The 21,095-nt window shown below is 72.8% G+C and carries 15 protein-coding genes; 1 reads left to right on the top strand and 14 read right to left on the bottom strand.

The genetic code is table 11. From position 1 onward, the window contains the following. Positions 1-73 precede the first annotated feature (73 nt). The 10 genes from G6W55_RS14440 to bldG form a co-directional block, all read right to left on the bottom strand. Positions 74-1,657 (bottom strand): alpha/beta hydrolase, encoded by a 1,584-nt coding sequence (locus tag G6W55_RS14440; protein ID WP_175521221.1) that lies wholly within the window; start codon positions 1,655-1,657, stop codon positions 74-76. A gap of 126 nt (positions 1,658-1,783) precedes the next feature. Further along, the gene (locus G6W55_RS14435; RefSeq protein WP_175521220.1) at positions 1,784-2,989 is read right to left on the bottom strand and encodes a DNA polymerase III subunit delta'; all 1,206 of its coding nucleotides are present in this window, start codon (positions 2,987-2,989) and stop codon (positions 1,784-1,786) included. Positions 2,990-3,168: 179 nt separating this feature from the next. Continuing rightward, positions 3,169-6,456, bottom strand: coding sequence for a dTMP kinase (gene tmk / locus G6W55_RS14430; RefSeq protein ID WP_175521219.1), 3,288 nt, complete (start codon positions 6,454-6,456; stop codon positions 3,169-3,171). A 150-nt stretch (positions 6,457-6,606) separates the two neighbouring features. Next, entirely contained in the window at positions 6,607-9,450 is a 2,844-nt protein-coding gene (topA, locus tag G6W55_RS14425) for a type I DNA topoisomerase (RefSeq protein WP_175521218.1), read from the bottom strand. 315 nt (positions 9,451-9,765) lie between these two features. Further along, entirely contained in the window at positions 9,766-9,963 is a 198-nt protein-coding gene (locus G6W55_RS14420; RefSeq protein WP_175521217.1) for a hypothetical protein, read from the bottom strand. A gap of 209 nt (positions 9,964-10,172) precedes the next feature. Next, positions 10,173-11,723 (bottom strand): class I SAM-dependent methyltransferase, encoded by a 1,551-nt coding sequence (locus G6W55_RS14415; RefSeq protein ID WP_175521216.1) that lies wholly within the window; start codon positions 11,721-11,723, stop codon positions 10,173-10,175. Positions 11,724-11,767: 44 nt separating this feature from the next. After that, on the bottom strand, positions 11,768-12,367 hold the full coding sequence (locus G6W55_RS14410; protein ID WP_175521215.1) for a small secreted protein: 600 nt from the start codon (positions 12,365-12,367) through the stop codon (positions 11,768-11,770). A 192-nt stretch (positions 12,368-12,559) separates the two neighbouring features. Continuing rightward, positions 12,560-14,971 (bottom strand): sodium-translocating pyrophosphatase, encoded by a 2,412-nt coding sequence (locus G6W55_RS14405; protein WP_175521214.1) that lies wholly within the window; start codon positions 14,969-14,971, stop codon positions 12,560-12,562. 287 nt (positions 14,972-15,258) lie between these two features. Then, the gene (locus tag G6W55_RS14400; RefSeq protein WP_030795892.1) at positions 15,259-15,690 is read right to left on the bottom strand and encodes an ATP-binding protein; all 432 of its coding nucleotides are present in this window, start codon (positions 15,688-15,690) and stop codon (positions 15,259-15,261) included. 121 nt (positions 15,691-15,811) lie between these two features. After that, on the bottom strand, positions 15,812-16,153 hold the full coding sequence (gene bldG / locus G6W55_RS14395; RefSeq protein ID WP_009189842.1) for an anti-sigma factor antagonist BldG: 342 nt from the start codon (positions 16,151-16,153) through the stop codon (positions 15,812-15,814). A gap of 81 nt (positions 16,154-16,234) precedes the next feature. Here bldG and G6W55_RS14390 point away from each other — a divergent pair, with 81 nt between their 5' ends. Further along, positions 16,235-18,865 (top strand): DEAD/DEAH box helicase, encoded by a 2,631-nt coding sequence (locus G6W55_RS14390; RefSeq protein WP_254876247.1) that lies wholly within the window; start codon positions 16,235-16,237, stop codon positions 18,863-18,865. A 160-nt stretch (positions 18,866-19,025) separates the two neighbouring features. Here G6W55_RS14390 and G6W55_RS39545 read toward each other — a convergent pair whose 3' ends face one another. From G6W55_RS39545 to G6W55_RS14370, 4 genes are all read right to left on the bottom strand, one after another. Beyond that, complete coding sequence (locus G6W55_RS39545) at positions 19,026-19,469, bottom strand: Rv3654c family TadE-like protein (RefSeq protein WP_375372449.1); 444 nt, start codon at positions 19,467-19,469, stop codon at positions 19,026-19,028. Between the two features lie 74 nt (positions 19,470-19,543). Then, positions 19,544-20,008 carry a TadE family type IV pilus minor pilin gene (locus tag G6W55_RS14380; RefSeq protein ID WP_309243713.1) on the bottom strand — a complete coding sequence of 155 codons (465 nt, stop codon included), beginning with the start codon at positions 20,006-20,008 and terminating at the stop codon, positions 19,544-19,546. After that, complete coding sequence (locus G6W55_RS14375; protein WP_175521212.1) at positions 19,995-20,204, bottom strand: DUF4244 domain-containing protein; 210 nt, start codon at positions 20,202-20,204, stop codon at positions 19,995-19,997. Before G6W55_RS14375 ends, G6W55_RS14380 begins: the two co-directional genes overlap by 14 nt. Before the next feature lie 95 nt (positions 20,205-20,299). Continuing rightward, positions 20,300-21,094 (bottom strand): type II secretion system F family protein, encoded by a 795-nt coding sequence (locus G6W55_RS14370; RefSeq protein ID WP_175521211.1) that lies wholly within the window; start codon positions 21,092-21,094, stop codon positions 20,300-20,302. Position 21,095: the final 1 nt, after the last annotated feature.

Genomic DNA, 21,095 nt, shown 5'->3' with positions numbered 1-21,095 from the left:
GCGCACCATGGTGCGGTCAGCAACGTCGGTAAGTCTACACAGTTTCTGGAGGGGCTCGGACCACCCCTTGGGGTCAGTGGCAGCGCTTGCCGGAGGGTGGGGGTGTGCCGGTCAGGAGGTAGGTGTCGATCGTGGAGTCGATGCAGGCGCTGCCCCGGCCGTAGGCGGTGTGGCCGTCGCCGACGTAGGTGAGGAGGCGGGCCGAGGCGAGCTGGCCGGAGAGGGCCTGGGCCCAGCGGTAGGGGGTCGCCGGGTCGCGGGTGGTGCCGACGACGACGATCGGGGCGGCGCCCTTCGCCTCGATGCGGCGCGGCTCGCCCGTGGCCCGGACCGGCCAGTACGTGCAGTTCAGTGAGGCCCAGGCGAGGCCCTCGCCGAAGACCGGGGACGCCTTCTCGAAGGACGGCAGCGCCCGCCGTACGTCCTCGGGGCCCGAGAAGGCGGACGGGAGGTCGAGGCAGTTCACGGCGGCGTTGGCGGCCATGAGGTTGGCGTAGCGGCCGTCGCCGTCGCGTTCGTAGTAGCTGTCGGACAGGGCGAGCAGGCCCGAGCCGTCGTTCTCCTCGATCGCCGAGGTCAGCGCGTCGCGGAGCTGCTCCCAGGAGCTCTCGTCGTACATCGCCGCGATCACGCCGGTGGTGGCGAGCGCCTCGCCGAGCGGGCGGCCGGACGGGTCGCCGGTGGGGACAGGGCGGGCGTCGAGGCGGCGGAAGAACGCCTTGAGGTTGCGGCCGACCTCGCCCTCCTCCCTGCCGAGCGGGCAGCCGGCGGTGCGCGCGCAGTCCTTGGCGAAGGACCGGAACGCCGTCTCGAAGCCCGCCGTCTGGTCCAGGCTCAGCCGGCGGGCGGACAGCGAGGGGTCCATCGCGCCGTCCAGGACCAGCCGGCCCACCCGCTCCGGGAACAGCCCGGCGTACGTCGCGCCGAGCAGCGTCCCGTACGACGCGCCCACGTACGTCAGCCGCCGGTCCCCCAGCACCCCGCGCAGCACGTCCATGTCACGGGCCGCCTCGACGGTCGAGACGTGCCGCAGCAGCCGCGCGGACTTCGCCCCGCAGCTCTCCGCGAACTTCTGGTACGCGTCGACCAGTTTTCCGGTCTCCCGCTGGTCGTCGGGGGTCACGTCGGTCTGCGTGTACGCGTCCATCGCGCGCCCGTCGAGACAGAGCACGGGCTCGCTGCGGGCCACCCCGCGCGGGTCGACGGCGACCATGTCGTACCGCGCGCGGACCTCGGCCGGGTAGCCGATCCCCGCGTACCCCTGGAGGTAGCCGACCGCCGATCCGCCGGGCCCGCCCGGGTTCACCAGCAGGGAGCCCAGCCGCTTGCCCGGCCCGGTGGCCTTCTTGCGGGCGACGGCGAGGCGGACGTCGCCCTTGGCCGGGTCGGCGTAGTCGAGCGGCGCCTTCATCGTGGCGCACTGGAAACCGGGGACGCCGCAGGAGCGCCAGGCCGGCTTCTGCCCGTAGTACGGCGCCAGCGCCGACGGCGTCGCCTTCGGCAGCGCGGCCAGTTCCGCCCGGGCCGCCGAGCCCGCCGGACTCGTCGTGTCCCGGGAGGGGGAGCAGGCCGGGACCAGCAGCGCCGCGACGGAGAGCAGCGTGACGGCAACGAGGGACCTGCGCGGGGGCCTGCCGGGTGAGCGCCTGGTGTGCATGCCGCGAGCGTAACTCTGCGCGACCGGATGAACGCCTTACGTGCGCGAAGTGGCACGGACGAGTGACGGCGTCAACGTCCCGGAGCGGGTACCCCTCCCGAGCGCGACTCAGACCGCTCAGACCGCTCAGCCCGCTCTCAGCGCCATCGTCATCGCCTCCACCGCCAGCAGCGGCGCCACGTTCCGGTCGAGGGCGTCTCTGCACGCGGCGATCGCCTCGATACGGCGCAGGGTGGACTCCGGGGAGCTGCCGCGCGCGAGCCGTTCCAGGGCGTCCTCCGCGTCCCCGTTGGCGATCGCGACACGGGAGCCGAGCTGGAGGGCGAGGACGTCGCGGTAGAAGCCGGTGAGGTCGGTGAGCGCGAGGTCGAGGCTGTCGCGCTGCGTGCGGGTGCGACGGCGCTTCTGCTTGTCCTCCAGGTCCTTCATCACGCCCGCCGTGCCGCGCGGCAGCCGCCCGCCCTGGGCCGCACCCAGGGCCGCCTTCAGTTCCTCGGTCTCCTTGCCGTCCATCTCCTCGGCGAGCACCTTGGCGTCCTCCGCCGCCGCGTCGACCAGTTCCTGCGCGGCCTTGAGGCAGCCGCCCACGTCCTCGACGCGCAGCGGCAGCTTCAGCACGGCGGCGCGGCGCTCGCGCGCGGCCGGGTCGGTGGCCAGACGGCGGGCCCGGTCCACATGCCCCTGGGTGGCGCGGGCGGCGGCCTCGGCGACGGCCGGCTCGATGCCCTCGCGCCGTACGAGCAGGTCGGCGACGGCCTCGACGGACGGCGTGCGCAGGTTCAGGTGACGGCAGCGGGAGCGGATCGTGGGCAGCACGTCCTCCAGGGAGGGGGCGCAGAGCAGCCAGACCGTACGGGGGGCCGGCTCCTCGACCGCCTTCAGGACGGCGTTGGCCGACTTCTCGTTCAGCCGCTCGGCGTCCTCGACGAGGATGACCTGCCAGCGGCCCGTGGCCGGCGAGGTGTAGGACTTGCGGACCGTGTCGCGCATGTCCTCGGCGAGGATCTGCGAGCCCACGGCGGCCACGGTGGTGACATCGGCGTGGGTGCCGATGAGCGCCGTGTGGCAGCCGTCGCAGAAGCCGCAGCCGGGGGCGCCGCCGAGCGCGCGGTCCGGGCTGACGCACTGCAACGCGGCGGCGAACGCCCGCGCCACCTGCGTCCGGCCGGCGCCGGGCGGGCCGGTGAACAGCCAGGCGTGGGTCATCTTCGACGCCTCGGGCGGCGGGGCGCCCGTGGTGGCCGCGGTGACGAGCGCGTCGGCGTCACGGGCCGCGGCGGCGAGCTGGCCGCTGACCTTCTCCTGCCCGACGAGGTCGTCCCATACGGTCATGGGTCACGCCGTCCTTCCGTCACATCGCCCTAGCGGGGCCTGCCGTCCTACCGGCACGTCGTCCTTGCGGCATGCCTCGGCATCGGCACCCGCCCAGCCGTGGTGGCCGCTTCCATTGTGCGGGCCACCACTGACAACGCGGTCCGCCGCGTCAACCGCGGCCGACCTCACCGACGCGCTCAGCGCCGTCGCCCCCCGCGCCCCCTGCCGCCGCCGTCCCGGCCGCCCTCATCGAAGTCGTCGTCGTCCCGGTGCGGGCCCAGCAGTTCGTCCGCGAGGGACGGCAGGTCGTCCAGCGGGGTCTCCTCGGCCCAGTCGGGGCGAGGCCGTCTGCGGGGCGCGCCCTCCTCGTCGACCTGCGGCAGCTCACGCGTGCTGCCCTCGGACCCGTCGGGACCGGCGCCCGGCCCGGCGTCCCCCCGCTCGTCACGGAAGAACCCCGTGGGCACCCGGTCCGCGGGACTGTCCCCCCGTACCGGAGGCAGCACCGCGGTCTCGTCCGCGGCACGCTGGTCACGGACCGGCGGCAGCACAGCCGTCTCGTCCGCCGCACCGGCCGGGGGCACGGGCGGCAGGACCGCCGTCTCGTCCGCGGCCCCCGCCGGAGGCACGGGCAGCTCGGTCGTCACCTCGGCCTGTGTGGGCTCCGGGTCCTTCTCCAGGCGGGCCCGCGCGGGCGCGCTGTCCGCCGCGTTCTTGCCCGGGCGGACCCGGGGCAGCTTCGCGGTGTCCTCCACCGAGCCAGAACCACCCGGCGCCCCGGAGCCACCCGGCACGTTCGCCGGGGACACGACAGGAGTGGGCACGGTCACCGCCTCCTGCGGCGCGGCCGGCGGCGGCTTGCGAGGACCGGCCTGCGCCGCGGCCGCGGCCTGCTCCGCCGCACGGCGTGCCTCCTCGGCCCGCAACAGGGCCTCCTCCGCCTTGCGCTGCTTCTCCAGGCGCCGCGTCTCGGCCTCGGCCCGCAGCCGGGCCTCCTCCTCGGCCTGCCGACGGCGCCGTTCCTCCTCCGCCTTACGGCGGGCCTCCTCCTCCGCGCGGGCCTTCTCCTCGGCGAGGAGCCGCTTGCGCTCCTCCTCCGCACGCCGCTGGGCCTCCTCGGCGCGCAGCCGGGCCTCCTCGGCCTGGCGCTCGGCCTCGCGCCGCTGCGCCTCCTCCAGCTCGCGCCGCTTGCGCTCCTCCTCCTCGGCGCGCAGCTTGGCGAGCTGCTCCTCGCGCTCGCGCTCCAGGCGCTCCTCCTCGGCCTTGCGCGCGGCCTCTTCCTCGGCCTTGCGCCGGGCCTCCTCCTCGGCCTTGCGGCGCGCCTCCTCCTGGGCCGCGATCTCGGCCTCGGACAGCGGCAGCATCCGGTCGAGCCGGGCGCGTACGACGGTGGTGACGGCCTCGGGCTGCTGGCCCGCGTCGACCACCAGGTAGCGGCCGGGGTCGGCGGCGGCCAGGGTGAGGAAACCGGAGCGCACACGCGTGTGGAACTCCGCCGGCTCCGACTCCAGACGGTCGGGTGCCTCCGTGAACCGCTCGCGGGCGGTCTCCGGGGAGACGTCGAGCAGCACCGTCAGATGCGGCACCAGGCCGTCGGTCGCCCAGCGGGAGATCCGGGCGATCTCGGTCGGGGAGAGGTCGCGGCCCGCGCCCTGGTAGGCCACGGACGAGTCGATGTACCGGTCGGTGATCACGACCGCGCCGCGCTCCAGGGCGGGCCGGACGACGGTGTCGACGTGCTCCGCGCGGTCCGCCGCGTACAGCAGCGCCTCCGCGCGGTGCGAGAGGCCCGCGGACGACACGTCCAGCAGGATCGAGCGCAGCCGCTTGCCCACGGGGGTGGCCCCCGGCTCGCGCGTGAGGACGACCTCGTGGCCCTTGGCGCGGATCCACTCGGCGAGCGCCTCGGCCTGGGTGGACTTGCCGGCGCCGTCGCCGCCCTCCAGGGCGATGAAGAAGCCGGTCGGGGCGGGCGCCTGCACCGGGTCGTCGCCGCCGAGCAGCGCGTCCCGCAGGTCCTGGCGCAGCGGGACGCCGGAACGGTCGTCGACCTTGGCCAGCACCAGCGCGGCCACCGGCAGCAGCAGCGCGCCGACCAGCATCAGGGTGAACGCGGCGCCGCCGTGCGCGAACACGAACTTGCCGTTCTCCAGGCGGTGCGGGCCGATCAGCGCCGCGACCAGCGGGGCGATCAGCGCCGCCAGCGCGACGGACACCCGGACGACCGCGTGCAGATGCTCGGTGGTCCGGGCGCGGCGGTGGTCCTCGGTCTCCTGGTCGAGCAGGGCGTGCCCGGTGTTGGCGGCGACGCCCGCGCCGACGCCGGCCAGGGTGGTGATCAGCAGCACGCTGGTGACGTCCGGGACCAGCCCGGCGGCGAGCAGGGCGATGCCGGTGAAGGCGATGGCCAGGGCGAGCAGGCGGCGCCGCGACAGCGACACCAGCACCTTGGGTGCCGTCCGCACGCCGACGACGACGCCGCCGGTGAGGCCGAGCACGAACAGGCCGTACAGCACCGGGCCGCCGCCCAGGTACGTGGCGTGCAGGACGGCCACGGCGACGGCGGCCGCGATCGCGGCGGCGACGGCCGCGCAGGAGAGGACCAGCAGCGGCACGGCGCCGGTGCGGCCGGCGTCGACACCGGTGGCCGTACGGGGCCGGCGCAGGCCCTCCAGCGGGGACCGCGCGCGCGGGGTGCGCGTCGAGGGCAGCTCCAGGAAGACCACGACCGACAGGGACCCGGCGAAGAGCCCCCCGGCGACGTACGAGGCGAGGGCGGCCTGATGCTGGGCGAACCAGTCGATGCCGGCGCCCAGCAGGTTGTTGACCAGCGAGGCCCCGACCAGCACGGCCGCGCCGAGCGGGATCGCCACGAAGCCGGTGCGCACGGCGAGCCGGCGCAGGGCGTCCAGATGGTCCGGCAGCGGCCGTACCGTCGCGCCCTCCAGGGGCGGGGCGGGCAGCAGCGCGGGGGCGGCGCTCTCGCGGGCGACGGTCCAGAACCGCTCGGCGACACCGGTCACGAAGACGGTGACCAGCAGCAGGGCCAGCGCGTCGTCCGGCGTCCAGTCGATCCACAGGGGCGCGACGATCAGCAGCGCGGCGCGCACACCGTCGGCGCCGACCATGGTCCAGCGCCGGTCGAGCGGCCCCTCGGGTGAGGTGAGCGAGCTGAGCGGGCCGAGGAGGACGGCGCCGAAGAGGAGGGTGGCGAGGATCCGTACGGCGAAGACGGACGCCACGGCGAACGCCACGCCCCGGTAGCCGCTCCCGAAGGCGCCCTCGACGATGGCCGCCTGGAGGGCGAGGAAGACGAACACCAGCAGGGCCAGGGTGTCCGCCACACCCCCCACCAACTGGGCGCTCCACAGCCGCTTGAGCTGGGGCTCGCGCAACAGGGCGCGCACGGCGCGCTCGCGTGAGTCGGCCACCAGGGCGTCGTCCGGGGCCGGGTGGTGGGCCGTTGGCTGCTCGGCTCGCGTCATGCTTTCAGCCTATCGGCAGCGACTGACAGCTCGGGGCGTCCGTCCGCACGTACGACCGCCCCGACACCAAAGTGATGCCGGGGCGGTCGTCTCGTGGACCGGCCGTGGAGAAACGGTGACGACGGTGGCGATGGCCCGGAGGGGCCGGGGTCAGTCCTCCTGCGGGGCGGACGCCGTCGTCTTCTTCGCGGCCGCGGTGGTCTTCGCGGCCGTCGTCGTCTTCTTCGCCGTGGTCTTCTTGGCGGCCGTCTTCTTCGCCGGGGCCGCCTTCTTGGCCGTGGTCTTCTTGGCCGTCGCCTTCTTCGCGGGTGCCTTCTTCGCCGTCTTCTTGGCGGGGCCCTTGGCGCGCTTCTCGGCGAGCAGTTCGTAGCCGCGCTCGGGGGTGATCTCCTCGACGCTGTCGCCGGAGCGCAGGGTCGCGTTGGTCTCCCCGTCGGTGACGTACGGTCCGAAGCGGCCGTCCTTGACGACGACCGGCTTCTCGCTGACCGGGTCGGTGCCCAGTTCCTTCAGCGGCGGCTTGGCGGCGGCGCGGCCGCGCTGCTTGGGCTGGGCGTAGATCGCCAGCGCCTCTTCGAGGGTGATCGTGAAGAGCTGGTCCTCGGTCTGGAGGGAGCGGGAGTCCGTCCCCTTCTTCAGGTACGGGCCGTAGCGGCCGTTCTGCGCGGTGATCTCCTGGCCCTCGGCGTCGGTGCCGACGACACGCGGGAGCGACATCAGCTTGAGGGCGTCCTCCAGCGTGACCGTGTCCAGCGACATCGACTTGAACAGCGAGGCCGTGCGCGGCTTGACGGCGTTCTTGCCGGTCTTCGGGGTGCCCTCGGGGAGCACCTCGGTGACGTACGGGCCGTACCGGCCGGCGCGGGCGATGACCGGGTGGCCGCTGGCCGGGTCGGTGCCCAGCTCGAAGTCGCCGCTCGGCTTGGCGAGGAGTTCCTCGGCCAGCTCGACGGAGAGCTCGTCGGGCGCCAGGTCCTCGGGGATGTCGGCGCGCTGGTGGCCCTCCGCGTCCTTCTCGCCCCGCTCGATGTACGGGCCGTAGCGGCCGACCCGCAGCACGATGCCGTTGCCCACGGGGAACGACGACACCTCGCGCGCGTCGATCGCGCCCAGGTCGGTCACCAGTTCCTTGAGGCCGCCGAGGTGGTCCCCGTCGCCGTTGCCGGCGTCGGCGGCGCCGCCCGCGTCGGCTCCCTCGACCTCACCGAAGTAGAAGCGCTTCAGCCACGGCACGGCCTGGGCCTCACCGCGGGCGATGCGGTCGAGGTCGTCCTCCATCTTGGCGGTGAAGTCGTAGTCGACGAGCCGCCCGAAGTGCTTCTCCAGGAGGTTGACCACGGCGAAGGACAGGAAGGACGGGACGAGCGCGGTGCCCTTCTTGAAGACATAGCCGCGGTCGAGGATCGTGCCGATGATCGACGCGTACGTCGACGGGCGGCCGATCTCCCGCTCCTCCAGCTCCTTGACCAGGCTGGCCTCGGTGTAGCGGGCCGGGGGCTTGGTGGCGTGCCCGTCGACCGTGATCTCGTCGGCGCTGAGCGCGTCGCCCTCGGTGACCTGGGGCAGCCGGCGCTCGCGGTCGTCCAGCTCGGCGTTCGGGTCGTCGGCGCCCTCGACGTACGCCTTCAGGAAGCCGTGGAAGGTGATCGTCTTGCCGGAGGCGCTGAACTCGACGTCCCGGCCGTCGGCGGCGGTGCCACCGATCTTGACCGTCACGCTGTTGCCGGTGGCGTCCTTCATCTGGGAGGCGACGGTCCGCTTCCAGATCAGTTCGTACAGCTTGAACTGGTCACCGGTCAGACCGGTCTCCGCGGGCGTGCGGAAACGATCACCCGAGGGGCGGATCGCCTCGTGCGCCTCCTGCGCGTTCTTCACCTTTCCGGCGTACGTACGCGGCTGCGGCGGCAGGTAGTCGGCGCCGTACAACTGCGTGACCTGGGCCCGCGCGGCGGACACGGCGGTCTCGCTCAGCGTGGTGGAGTCGGTACGCATGTAGGTGATGTAGCCGTTCTCGTACAGCTTCTGGGCGACCTGCATGGTGGCCTTCGCCCCGAAGCCGAGCTTGCGGCTGGCCTCCTGCTGGAGCGTCGTCGTACGGAACGGGGCGTACGGCGAGCGGCGGTACGGCTTGGACTCGACGGACCGGACGGAGAAGCGGGTGTTCTCCAGGGCGGCGGCGAGGGCGCGGGCGTTCGCCTCGTCGAGGTGGAGGGTGTTCGCGCTCTTCAGTTGTCCCAGGGAGTCGAAGTCGCGGCCCTGCGCGACCCGCCTGCCGTCGACGGTCTGGAGGCGGGCGACCAGCGACGACGGGTCCGAGGGGTCTCCGGCGCGGCCGGTGCCGAAGGTGCCCGTCAGGTCCCAGTACTCGGCAGAACGAAAGGCGATGCGTTCGCGTTCCCGCTCGACGACGAGACGGGTGGCGACGGACTGGACACGGCCGGCCGACAGGCGCGGCATGACCTTCTTCCACAGGACCGGCGAGACCTCGTAGCCGTAGAGGCGGTCGAGGATGCGGCGGGTCTCCTGGGCGTCGACGAGCAACTGGTTGAGCTGGCGCGGGTTGGCCACGGCGGCCCGGATCGCGTCCTTGGTGATCTCGTGGAAGACCATCCGCTTGACGGGGATCTTCGGCTTGAGGACCTCCTGGAGGTGCCAGGCGATCGCCTCGCCCTCCCGGTCCTCGTCCGTGGCGAGGAAGAGTTCGTCGGACTCCTTGAGCAGGTCCTTGAGCTTCTTGACCTGGGCCCGCTTGTCCGCGTTGACCACGTAGATCGGCTGGAAGTCGTGCTCGACGTCGACGCCGAGGCGGCGGACCTCGCCGGTGTACTTCTCCGGCACCTCCGCGGCGCCGTTGGGAAGGTCGCGGATGTGCCCGACGCTGGCCTCGACGATGTAGCCGGGGCCGAGGTAACCCTTGATCGTCTTCGCCTTGGCAGGCGACTCGACGATGACGAGTCGGCGGCCGCCCTTCGCGGTCTCGCTGGTCGGGGACAACTTCGCTCTTCTCTCCGGTCGAGGCTGGGGCCTCCCCGGGCTCTGGATCCCGGGGGCGGGTCGGGTGACGCTGCGGAGTGTGACGGTACATCCCGCCCCCGTGTCAAACGGGAAAAGCCCGCAACGGCCACTCGAACGGTAACCCGACTACCGCCATTCCTGCCGCCCGGACTGCCGACCGGTCGATTTCCGTCGGACCGGAACGCGTCCTCTCCTTTACCGGCATGCCCGCGCTCACGCGGGTCGAACAGGGATCGGCGAGATCGTGTACGCGCCGGGTTCGAAGTGATGTGCGAACCGCGCGCGTGTTGCGCCTCAGGGGCGGGTGAGGCACCAGACGCCGAGGGCCAGCGCCACGACCGCGGTGAGTGTCGCGAGGGTCACGGACGCGACGGGGCTCACCCCCTGTGCGACGGGCTGCCGCTGCCGCACCCGCACCGCGGTCCACAGCAGCAGCGCGCCTCCGAACAGGGCGAACACCATTCCCGCGAAGATCGCCGGCCCGCTCTCCATGATCGCCCGCCCCTTTGTTCCGCCGCCCGCGCCTGCCCCAGCCAGGGGAGGCTGACACGCGCGTGCGGCGCCGCGGCGAACCGGAGGTGAACGGGAGGGCTACGGACGGGGGCGGGACCCGGCGGGGACCGTTTCCGGCCGACTTCTCGCAGTGAGGCTTCGCTCACCCCGCCGGTTCTCCCGACCGGCTCCTTCCGGTGAGGCGTCGCTCACCCCACCGGTTCCAGGAACCCCTGTCCCACCAGCAGCCGGATCTGCGCCGGGGTGCGGTCGCGCAGCAGCACCGGGTCCTCGCCGACGAGCTGGGCGATGGCGTCCAGGATGCGGCCCGCGCTCAGCGTGCCGTCGCAGACGCCGGCGAAGCCCGCGCCGACCGTGTCCACCTTGGTGGCCCGGCGCATGCCGCGGTTCTGGCGCAGCACGACGTGCTCCGGGTCCTCGGCGCCGGGCAGCCCGACCTGTTCCTGCACGACCTCGCCGGCCAGCCGGAAGTGCGCGGCGAGCAGGGCCGCGTCGTCGTTCGCCCGCAGATAGTCGAGCCGTTCGAAGTGCGCCCGGACGGTGTCACCGAGCGGCTGTTCGACCGGGTGCGGCCACTCCTCCACGGTGACGACGGGTTCGGCGGCGGCCGTCCTGCACAGGGTGATCCAGCCGAAGCCGACGGCCTTCACCTTGCGCGCCTCGAACTCGTCGAGCCACGCGTCGTAGCGCGCCTGGTACGTGGCCTGGTCACCGCGGTGGTCACCGGCGTCCCTCAACCACAGCTCGGCGTACTGCGTGATGTCCTGCACCTCGCGCTGCACGATCCACGCGTCGCAGCCCCGCGGCACCCATGACCTGAGCCTCTCCTGCCAGTCCTCCCCTTCCACGTGCTGCCAGTTGGCGAGGAACTGCGCGAACCCGCCCTCGTTCAGCCGTTCCCCCGCTCCCTGAACGAGCGAGCGGCACAGATCGTCCCCGGCCATGCCGCCGTCGCGATAGGTGAGGCGGGCGCCGGGCGAGATCACGAACGGCGGGTTCGAGACGATCAGGTCGTACGTCTCGTCGTCCTTGACCGGTTCGAAGAGGGAGCCCTCGCGCAGATCCGCGGCGGGGGCGCCGGACAGGGCGAGGGTGAGCGAGGTGATGTGCAGCGCGCGCGGGTTGAGGTCGGTGGCCGTCACGCGCGTGGCGTGCCGGGCGGCGTGCAGCGCCTGGATGCCCGAGCCGGTGCCGAGGTCGAGGGCGGCGGCGACGGGCGTACGGACGGTGATGCCGGCGAGGGTCATGGAGGCGCCGCCCACGCCCAGGACGACGGCGGTGTCCGCCGGGCCGTCCCCGCCGCCGATGCCCCCGGCGCCGCCGACGGCGCATCCGAGGTCGGAGACGATGAACCAGTCCTCGCCGTCCGGCCCGCCGTACGGCCGTACGTCCACGGTCGCGGCGACCTCGTCGGCGCCGACGGGGACCAGCCAGCCGCTGTCCACGCACGCGCGTACGGGCAGCACCTTCTCCACGCGCGCGTGGGGCACGGGCTGCTGGAGCAGGAAGAGACGGGCGAGCGTCTCCAGGGGCGTCTCCCCGCGCGTGGCCCGGAGCGCGGGCACGGTCTCGCTGCGGGCCAGCGCCGCGTACGCGGGGGCGCCGAGCAGTTCGAGCAGCCCGTCGGCGGTGAAGGAGGCGGCGAGGAGCGCCTCGCGCAGGTGCGCGGCGACGTCGGGGCGGTCGGCGGAGGGCAGGGGCGGCGGGGGCGGCAGGGTGGCGTTACTCACGCCACCCATTGTGTCCCGCGCCCACTGCCGCGTGCCGTGCGTCCCGCGCCGTCTCAGCTATCGGCGGACGACGCCGACGCGGCGGCCTTCTTGCAGCCCGGCTGCTTGGCCACGGCCTCCTTGACGTCGCCCTCCTCCAGGCTCTGGAGCGAGGCGACCGCGCTCTCGTACTGCTGCGACACCTTCTTCATCTGCTCGGAGACGTCGTCCAGGCCGGAGGCGAACTTCGCCTGGTCCTTCGTGTCGAGCGCGTCGACCTGCTTCTTCAGGTCGGCGTAGGAGTCGGACAGCAGGGTGAGCTTGTCGACGGCGTCCTTGTGCTTCTTCTCCGCGCCCTCCACACCGGGAGGGGCGCCGGCCGAGCCGAGGGCGGTCGCACGCGCCTTGAACCCGTCGGAGAGGTTCTGGAACGCCTCGGAGTCGGTCTTCTGGAGCTCCTCCGGCTTGCCGTCCTTGGCGACCTTGGCCAGCGCGTCGTAGGCGGCCGTGATCTTCGCCTGCTGGGCGGGCACGGTCTTGCAGACCTGCTCGGCCCAGGCGTCCAGCTCCTTGTTGTCCTTCTCGTCGCTGCATCCGGTCAGCGCCAGTACCAGTACCGCACCGCCGGACAGTGCGGCAGCGAGCTTCTTGTTCACCGGTTTGGTCCCTTCCATGGCCCTCGGCCCCGGAACATACACGCCAACCGGACGACACCCCCAGAAGGGATGTCTGATCTGCATACTTTCATCAGCATTTACGACGGGGGAGAGAAGGCTCACGGCCCGCGCCCGGACACGACGACGGGCGGGCGGTGCGTCAACACGCGCCGCCCGCCCGCCTCTTGCCGGGGACTCCTCCGTCCGTCCCTACGAAACCACCGCCGGATCCGCCGACTTGGGCGAGGAGTCGGCGTCGTCCTCGTCGCCCATGGCGATGCCGCGCCGCTTGGAGACGTAGACCGCGCCCACGATCACCACCAGCGCGAGCACCGCGATCAGGATCCGTACGCCGATGCTCTTGTCCTCGCCGTAGCTGAACTTGATCACGGCGGGCGCGATGAGCAGGGCCACCAGGTTCATGACCTTGAGCAGCGGGTTGATCGCCGGGCCCGCGGTGTCCTTGAAGGGGTCGCCGACCGTGTCGCCGATCACCGTCGCCGCGTGCGCCTCGCTGCCCTTGCCGCCGTGGTTGCCGTCCTCGACCAGTTTCTTGGCGTTGTCCCACGCGCCGCCGGAGTTGGCGAGGAACACCGCCATCAGGGTGCCCGCCCCGATCGCGCCCGCGAGATACGCGCCGAGCGGGCCGACGCCGAGCGTGAACCCGATGAAGATCGGCGCCATGACGGCGAGCAGACCCGGGGTCGCCAGCTCCCGGAGCGCGTCCCGGGTGCAGATGTCGACGACCTTGCCGTACTCGGGTTTCTCGGTGCGGTCCATGATCCCGGGGTGCTCGCGGAACTGCCGCCGCACCTCGTAGACCACCGAACCCGCCGACCGCGACACCGCGTTGATCGCCAGCCCCGAGAAGAGGAAGACGACCGCCGCGCCGGCGATCAGCCCGACGAGGTTGTTGGGCTGCGAGATGTCCATCATCAGGCTCATCGCCGCGCCGTCGCCGGAGAGGCTCTCCCCGACGTCCTGCGCGCCCGTGGTGATGGCGTCCCGGTACGACCCGAAGAGCGCCGCCGCCGCGAGCACGGCCGTGGCGATCGCGATGCCCTTGGTGATCGCCTTGGTGGTGTTGCCGACGGCGTCCAGGTTGGTGAGCACCTGCGCGCCCTCGCCCTCGACGTCACCGGACATCTCGGCGATGCCCTGCGCGTTGTCGGAGACCGGCCCGAAGGTGTCCATCGCGACGATCACACCGACCGTGGTGAGCAGTCCGGTGCCGGCCAGCGCCACCGCGAACAGCGCCAGCATGATCGACGTACCGCCGAGCAGGAACGCCCCGTACACACCCAGACCGATCAACAGGGCGGTGTAGACGGCCGATTCCAGTCCGATGGAGACACCGGCCAGGACGACGGTCGCGGGGCCGGTCAGCGACGACTTGCCGATGTCGCGGACCGGACGGCGGGTGGTCTCGGTGAAGTACCCGGTGAGCTGCTGGATGACGGCGGCCAGGAGGATGCCGATCGCCACCGCGACCAGCGCGAGGATGCGCGGGTCGCCGCCCTTGCCCGCGATCGCCGCGTCGGTGACCCCGTCGAGGTCCGCGTAGGAGCCCGGGAGGTAGACGAAGACGGCCACGGCCACCAGGGCCAGCGAGATCACCGCCGAGATGAAGAAGCCCCGATTGATGGCCGACATTCCGCTGCGGTCGGTGCGGCGGGGTGCGACCGCGAAGATGCCGATCATCGCGGTGAGCACCCCGATGGCGGGCACCAGCAGCGGGAAGGCCAGTCCGGCGTCCCCGAAGGCGACCTTACCGAGGATCAGCGCGGCGACCAGCGTCACGGCGTACGACTCGAAGAGGTCGGCCGCCATACCCGCGCAGTCGCCGACGTTGTCGCCCACGTTGTCGGCAATGGTCGCGGCATTGCGCGGATCGTCCTCCGGAATGCCCTGCTCGACCTTGCCGACCAGGTCGGCGCCGACGTCGGCGGCCTTGGTGAAGATGCCGCCGCCGACCCTCATGAACATCGCGATGAGCGCCGCGCCGAGTCCGAAGCCCTCCAGCACCTTCGGCGCGTCCGCCGCGTACACCAGCACCACACAGGAGGCGCCCAGCAGGCCGAGCCCCACCGTGAACATGCCGACGACACCGCCCGTACGGAAAGCGATCTTCATCGCTCTGTGCGAGACGGCGGTGAGATCCTTTTCCGGTTCGCCTTCCGCCGGAGTGGCTTCACGGGCCGCCGCGGCGACCCGCACATTGCTGCGCACGGCGAGCCACATACCGATGTAGCCGGTGGCCGCCGAGAACGCCGCTCCGATCAAGAAGAACACCGATCGTCCGATGCGCTGATTCCAGTCGTCCGCGGGCAGCAGCATGAGCAGGAAGAACACGACGACGGCGAATACGCCGAGCGTGCGCAACTGCCGCGCCAGATAGGCGTTGGCGCCTTCCTGGATGGCTCCCGCGATCTCCTTCATGCGGTCGGTGCCCTCGCCGGCCGTGAGCACCTGGCGCAGCAGGACGCCCGCTACGGCGAGCGCGGCCAGGGCGACGACCACGAAGACCACCACGAGCAGACGGTTGCCGTCGGTCAGACGTACCTCGGCCGCGAGGGTGGTGGAGTGGTCCAGCAGTTGAGGGGTGAGAGAAAGCCCCGCCATTCGTCCTCCTTGACGCTTGGGCTGAGCTCAAGATGTGGACGGATTGTAGGTACCGGAACCTGATCAAAACAGTGGGCGGTAAACGGAATTCGCCTTTGTGTCGAGTAATGCCTTGAAAGCATTGATCGAATACGCCGGCTGAAACTCATTCGTGAATTGCTTCACGAATACGCTGTTCCATGATTCATTTCCTGGGAACCACTGTAGGCACGGACACCCCGGGGCGCGCATGCCGAAGGGCCCCACCGGAGTGGGGCCCTTCGGGTGAGTCTGTCGAGCCGGTCGGCTCAGGCCGGTGTCACCGCCAGGGGTGTCCTCGGCCAGGTCATACGGATGAGCCCGCCGTGTTCCCCGGCGCTGACCTCCACGTCGTCCACGAGGCCGCTGATGACCGCGAGGCCCATCTCGTCCTCCTCGACGTCCGTGTCGTCCACGCCGGAGCCGGGCGCCCGGTCGCCCGGAGCCACCCGGGGCGCTTCGTCGCCCACCTCGATGGAGAACTGCTTCTCCTCCTCGATGAGCGCCACCTTCACCGGGGCGGTGATGCCACCGCTCTGGTGCAGGCCGACGGCCCGCGTACACGCCTCGCCCACGGCGAGCCGCACCTCGTCGAGAACGGCCTCGTCCACCCCGGCCCTGCGCGCCACCGCCGCCGCCACCAGTCGGGCGGTCCTGACATGCTCGGGCAGCGCGCTGAAGCGGAGTTCAACGGTGGCCATGCGTCCCCCTCGGAACTACGGGCGTGCTGTCGGGGGGCCGGGACGCCGAAGCCCGGGCCCCCTTGTTCTTCGACCTTCGTTCGACCGCCGGCCGGGCCCGGAGGCCCGGCACGGGGTGGTCTCAGTCGGTGGCAGCGACCGCTTCGTCGACCGAGGTGTGAATCGGGAACACCTTGGTCAGACCGGTGATGCGGAAGATCTTCAGAATGCGCTCCTGGTTGCACACCAGACGGAGCGAGCCCTCATGGGCACGCACCCGCTTCAGGCCACCGACCAGCACGCCGAGCCCGGTGGAGTCGAGGAAGTCCACGCCCTCCATGTCGACGACGAGGTGGAAATTCCCGTCGTTCACCAGCTCAACGAGCTGCTCGCGCAGCTTGGGCGCGGTATATACGTCGATTTCGCCACCGACCTCGACGACCGTACGATCGCCGACGGTACGGGTCGACAGGGACAGGTCCACGGATCCTCCAGCACCTTGCTATCGAGCGGTCGCCCCTCGGGAAACCTGGGCAGGAGCCCCCGGGACGGTTCGCCAGCCGCGATGGCATTCAATCACTTACCGGCAGGCGTGCACGACGCCTTGGCCCCATTGTCCGTCACGCCAGTGACACACTCGGTGCCGATGGCCAAGAATCACCGATCCGATCGATCCTCGGCACAGCCCGCGTCCCGGCTGGCGCCGGGGGCGCTCCTGGACCGGCTCGCCCCGGGCCCGAGCCGGACGTCGCGCATCACTCATACGGAGCACTTGCCCCCACGCGCGGGTCGCCATGCCGTCTGGCCGGACCGGATTCGGTCCGAGGTCGTCGCGGCGGTCCAGGCCTGCGGGATCGAGCACCCCTGGGCCCACCAGGCACGGGCCGCCGAGCACGCCCTGGACGGCGACAGCGTGGTCGTCGCCACCGGCACCGCGTCCGGCAAGTCCCTGGCGTACCTCGTGCCGGTCCTCTCCACCCTCCTGGACGGCTCCGAGGCCCCGAACGGCCGCGGCGCCACCGCCCTCTACCTCGCCCCCACCAAGGCCCTCGCGGCCGACCAGCGCCGCGCGGTGAAGGAACTCTCCCGGCCGCTAGGCCACGCGGTGCGACCGGCCGTCTACGACGGCGACACGCCGGTCGAGGACCGCGAGTGGATCCGCCAGTACGCCAATTACGTCCTGACCAACCCGGACATGCTGCACCGGGGCATCCTGCCGTCCCACCCCCGCTGGTCCTCCTTCCTGAAGTCGCTGAAGTACGTCGTCATCGACGAGTGCCACACCTACCGCGGCGTGTTCGGCTCCCACGTCGCCCAGGTGCTGCGCCGGCTGCGGCGCCTGTGCGCCCGCTACGGCGCCTCTCCGGTCTTCCTGCTGGCCTCGGCGACCTCCGCCGACCCCGCGGCCGCAGCGGGCCGTCTGACCGGCCTCCCGGTGGTCGAGGTCGCCGACGACGCCTCGCCCCGCGGTGAACTGGTGTTCGCCCTCTGGGAGCCCCCGCTTACCGAGCTCCAGGGTGAGAAGGGTGCGCCCGTCCGGCGTACCGCCACCGCCGAGACCGCCGACCTGCTCACCGACCTCGCCGTGCAGGGCGTGCGCACGGTCGCCTTCGTCCGCTCCCGGCGCGGCGCCGAGCTGATCTCGGTGATCGCCCAGGAACGGCTCGCCGAGGTCGACCGCTCACTGGCCCGGCGTGTCGCGGCCTACCGCGGCGGCTACCTCCCCGAGGAACGGCGCGCTCTCGAACAGGCCCTCCACTCCGGCGAACTCCTCGGCCTCGCCGCCACCACCGCCCTGGAACTCGGCATCGACGTCTCCGGCCTCGACGCCGTCCTGATCGCCGGCTACCCGGGCACCCGCGCGTCCCTGTGGCAGCAGGCCGGCCGGGCGGGCCGCGCCGGACAGGGCGCCCTGGCGATCCTGGTGGCCCGCGACGACCCGCTGGACACCTACCTCGTCCACCATCCCGAGGCACTGTTCGACCGCCCGGTGGAGTCGACGGTCCTCGACCCCGACAACCCCTACGTCCTCGCCCCGCACCTGTGCGCCGCCGCCGCGGAACTCCCGCTCACCGACGAGGACCTGGCCCTGTTCGGCCCCGAGACCGAGGCCCTGCTGCCGCAACTGGAGGCCGCGAAACTGCTGCGCCGCCGCACCAAAGCCTGGCACTGGACCCGCCGCGAGCGCGCCGCCGACCTCACCGACATCCGCGGCGAGGGCGGCCGGCCCGTGCAGATCGTCGAGGAGGGGACGGGACGGCTGCTCGGCACGGTCGACGCCGGCTCCGCCCACACCACCGTCCACGAGGGCGCCGTCCACCTCCACCAGGGCCGCACCTATCTGGTCCGCTCCCTGGACCTGGAGGACTCGGTCGCCCTCGTCGAGGAGGCCGGCCCGCCCTACTCGACGGTCGCCCGCGACACCACCGCCATCTCCGTCCTGGAGACGGACGTCGAGATCCCCTGGGGCGACGGCCGGCTCTGTTACGGCTCCGTCGAGGTCACCAACCAGGTCGTCTCCTTCCTGCGCCGGCGGCTCATCACCGGCGAAGTGCTCGGCGAGTCGAAACTCGACCTCCCTCCTCGTACGCTGCGCACCCGCGCGGTGTGGTGGACGGTCACCGAGGACCAGCTCGACGCGGCCCGCATCAACCCCGAGATCCTCGGCGGCGCCCTGCACGCCGCCGAACACGCCTCCATCGGCCTCCTCCCGCTCTTCGCGACCTGCGACCGCTGGGACATCGGCGGCGTGTCGGTCCCCCTGCACCCCGACACCCTCCTCCCGACGGTCTTCGTCTACGACGGCCATCCGGGCGGCGCGGGCTTCGCGGAGCGCGCCTTCCACACCGCCCGCGCCTGGCTGACCGCCACCCGCCAGGCCATCGCCTCCTGCGAATGCGACGCCGGCTGCCCGTCCTGCATCCAGTCCCCCAAGTGCGGCAACGGCAACGACCCGCTGCACAAGCGGGGGGCGGTCCGGCTCCTTACGGAGCTGCTGCGGGGGGCGCCGGAGGGAGATGGGGACGGTTTGGGGGGCGCCGCCGATGCGGGGGCCGGGGCGGACTCGGAGGGCGAGGCGGACTCGGAGGACGCCGCGGCGAGGGGGGACGAAGCGAGCCTGGGATCTCCGAGGGTGGAGACCGAGGGCGGGTCACCCCAGGGGCGGGAGACGGGGCGCCGGTCACTCCAGGGGTGACAGGCGGTGGGCCGGTCACTCCGGGGACGGAGGGCGGGGCGGGGGTCGCCCAGGGGCGGAAGGGGGGCGCGGGTCACCCCAGGGGGAAGGCGGGGCGCCGGTCGCTCCGGGGCGGAAAGCGGGGCGGAGGTCACCCCGGGGGCGGAAAACGGGGCGCCGGTCACCCTGGGGGCGGAAGACGGGCTTCAGGAGCCGCCTGCGGGGAGTGGTGGGGCCCAGGTGTCTCCGGCGAAGGCGGAGCCGGGGGCGAAGGCGGCGCCGGGGACGGAGTCGGAGACTGGTCCGGCAAGGGGTGCTCGGGCTGCTCAGAAGACCCCGTCGGCAGCGGCGCCGGTGCCGGCTCCGGAGGGCCCGCCCGCGCCCTGACCTCGGCCCGGAAGAGACCCTGCCCCGACGCCGCCGTCACGTCCGAGATCTCCCCGACGACCGCGCACCGCACCAGCCGCACCCCCTGTGCCCGGGCCACCCGGCCCGCCCGGGCACAGGCGTCCCGCTCACCGTCCGTCCAGTGGTCCGCCGCCGCGAGCGCCGCGAGATCCGCGCCGCCCGCCGCCCGGTGCCGAATCACCACGGCCTGCCCGTACGCCAGCAGCGCCCCGAACACCACACACAGCACGGCGATCACCGCGAGGCTCAGGATGGTGGCGGAACCCTCGTCCCCACGGCCACGGGCCGCCCTCACGGCCCCGCCCCGGCCTCGTCCGCCCCCGCGTCCTCGGTCACCGTCACTCCCTCGTCGCCCGCCGACACCCCGTCCGCAGCCCCCGCGTCCTCCGCCACCGCCACGGCCTCCTCCCGTACCTCGAACGGCAGCCCGCGCAGTACCGCGGGCTGTGCCACGACCACCACCCGGACCTGGTCCCCCTCCCGGCTCACCGTCACGCTCGCCCCGCGCGGCGCGGCCTCGCGGGCCAGTGCGACGACCGCTTCGGGAGGGTCCTGCCGGGCCGCCGCCCGGGCACCGGCCCTGGCGGCGTCCACGCACTGGAGCTGGGCGGCGACGACGAGCAGCCCCCACATCAGCGCCAGCGTGAACGCCACCAGCACCGGCAGCACAACCGCCGACTCAGCCGTCACGAATCCCCCGTCGGAGCCCCGCCACCGACGCCGCCCGTACTCCCGCTCCCGCTCACATCTGGCCACTGAGCGCCTTCTTCACGATGTCGTCCAACAGCGCCCTGACGCTGTCGCTCGTCAGCACCTGGTAGAGCAGCACGGCGAAGCCGACCACCGCCACGATCCCCGTCGCGTACTCGGAGGTCACCATTCCGGCGTCCCCGCGTCCACGTCGTTTCCCGCGCACCAGGGCGCGCAGCCGCGCCCGTACCGCCTTGTACATCTCAACCCCCGTGAGGTCTCGGTCTGTTCGTCACCACTGGTCATGCGCGCACGCTCCACGCGTCGTCTCACCGCATCTCGCTCACCTCATCCCGCTCACCTCCCTCCGCCCAACGCCCCGCCCGCGAGCCCGATCACCACGGGTGCGACGCCGACCGCGATGAAGGCGGGCAGGAAGCAGAGCCCCACCGGCGCGGTGACCATGACGGCCGCCCGCCGGGCCCGGATCGTCGCGGCGCGTGTCCAGTCGGCCCGGGCGTCCGAAGCGACCCGGGCGACCGGTCCGGCCGCGGGCACCCCCGAGACACCGGCCCGCTCCAGCAGCCGGGCCAACGCCGCGGCACCGGGCGTGGCGGCCAACCTCCGCCAGGCGGTGTCCGGTTCACCGCCGAGCCGCACCTCGGCGGCACCCCGTTCCAACGCCTCCCCGACGGGCCCGCCCAGCGCCTCGCCCACGGCCTGGGCCGCGATCACCGGACCGGCGCCCGCCGCGATGCACGCAGCTAGCAGATCGGCCGCCAAGGGGAGTTGACGGGCCGCCAACCGCGCGTCGGCCGCACTCACGGACTCCGTCGGCCGCCGTCGCCCACGACGCCACCGCCGCAACGCCAGCGCACCGATCGCCCCGACCGCGAGGCCGCCGATGCCACCGACCACCGCGCACCCGGCACCGGCCACCGCGATCTCCGGCAGCCACTGCCGCACAGCCGCCCGACGCACCCGACGCCCGGCCTCCTCCTTTGCCGCCGCCGGCAGCCAGGGCAGCAGTCCGGCCAGTCGTCGCCGCGCCCCGCGCCGCCGCCGGACGGTCTCCAGCCACCTCACGCACCACACCAGGAGCAGTACGACCCCCAAGGTCACCCCCAGCCTGTGGAAAACCTCCGCGCCCACA

Source organism: Streptomyces sp. CAI-85, assembly GCF_013363615.1.
GTDB lineage: Bacteria > Actinomycetota > Actinomycetes > Streptomycetales > Streptomycetaceae > Streptomyces > Streptomyces antibioticus_B.
Note: the sequence above shows the minus strand (reverse complement) of the source record. Positions and strands in the feature narration are given on the sequence as shown.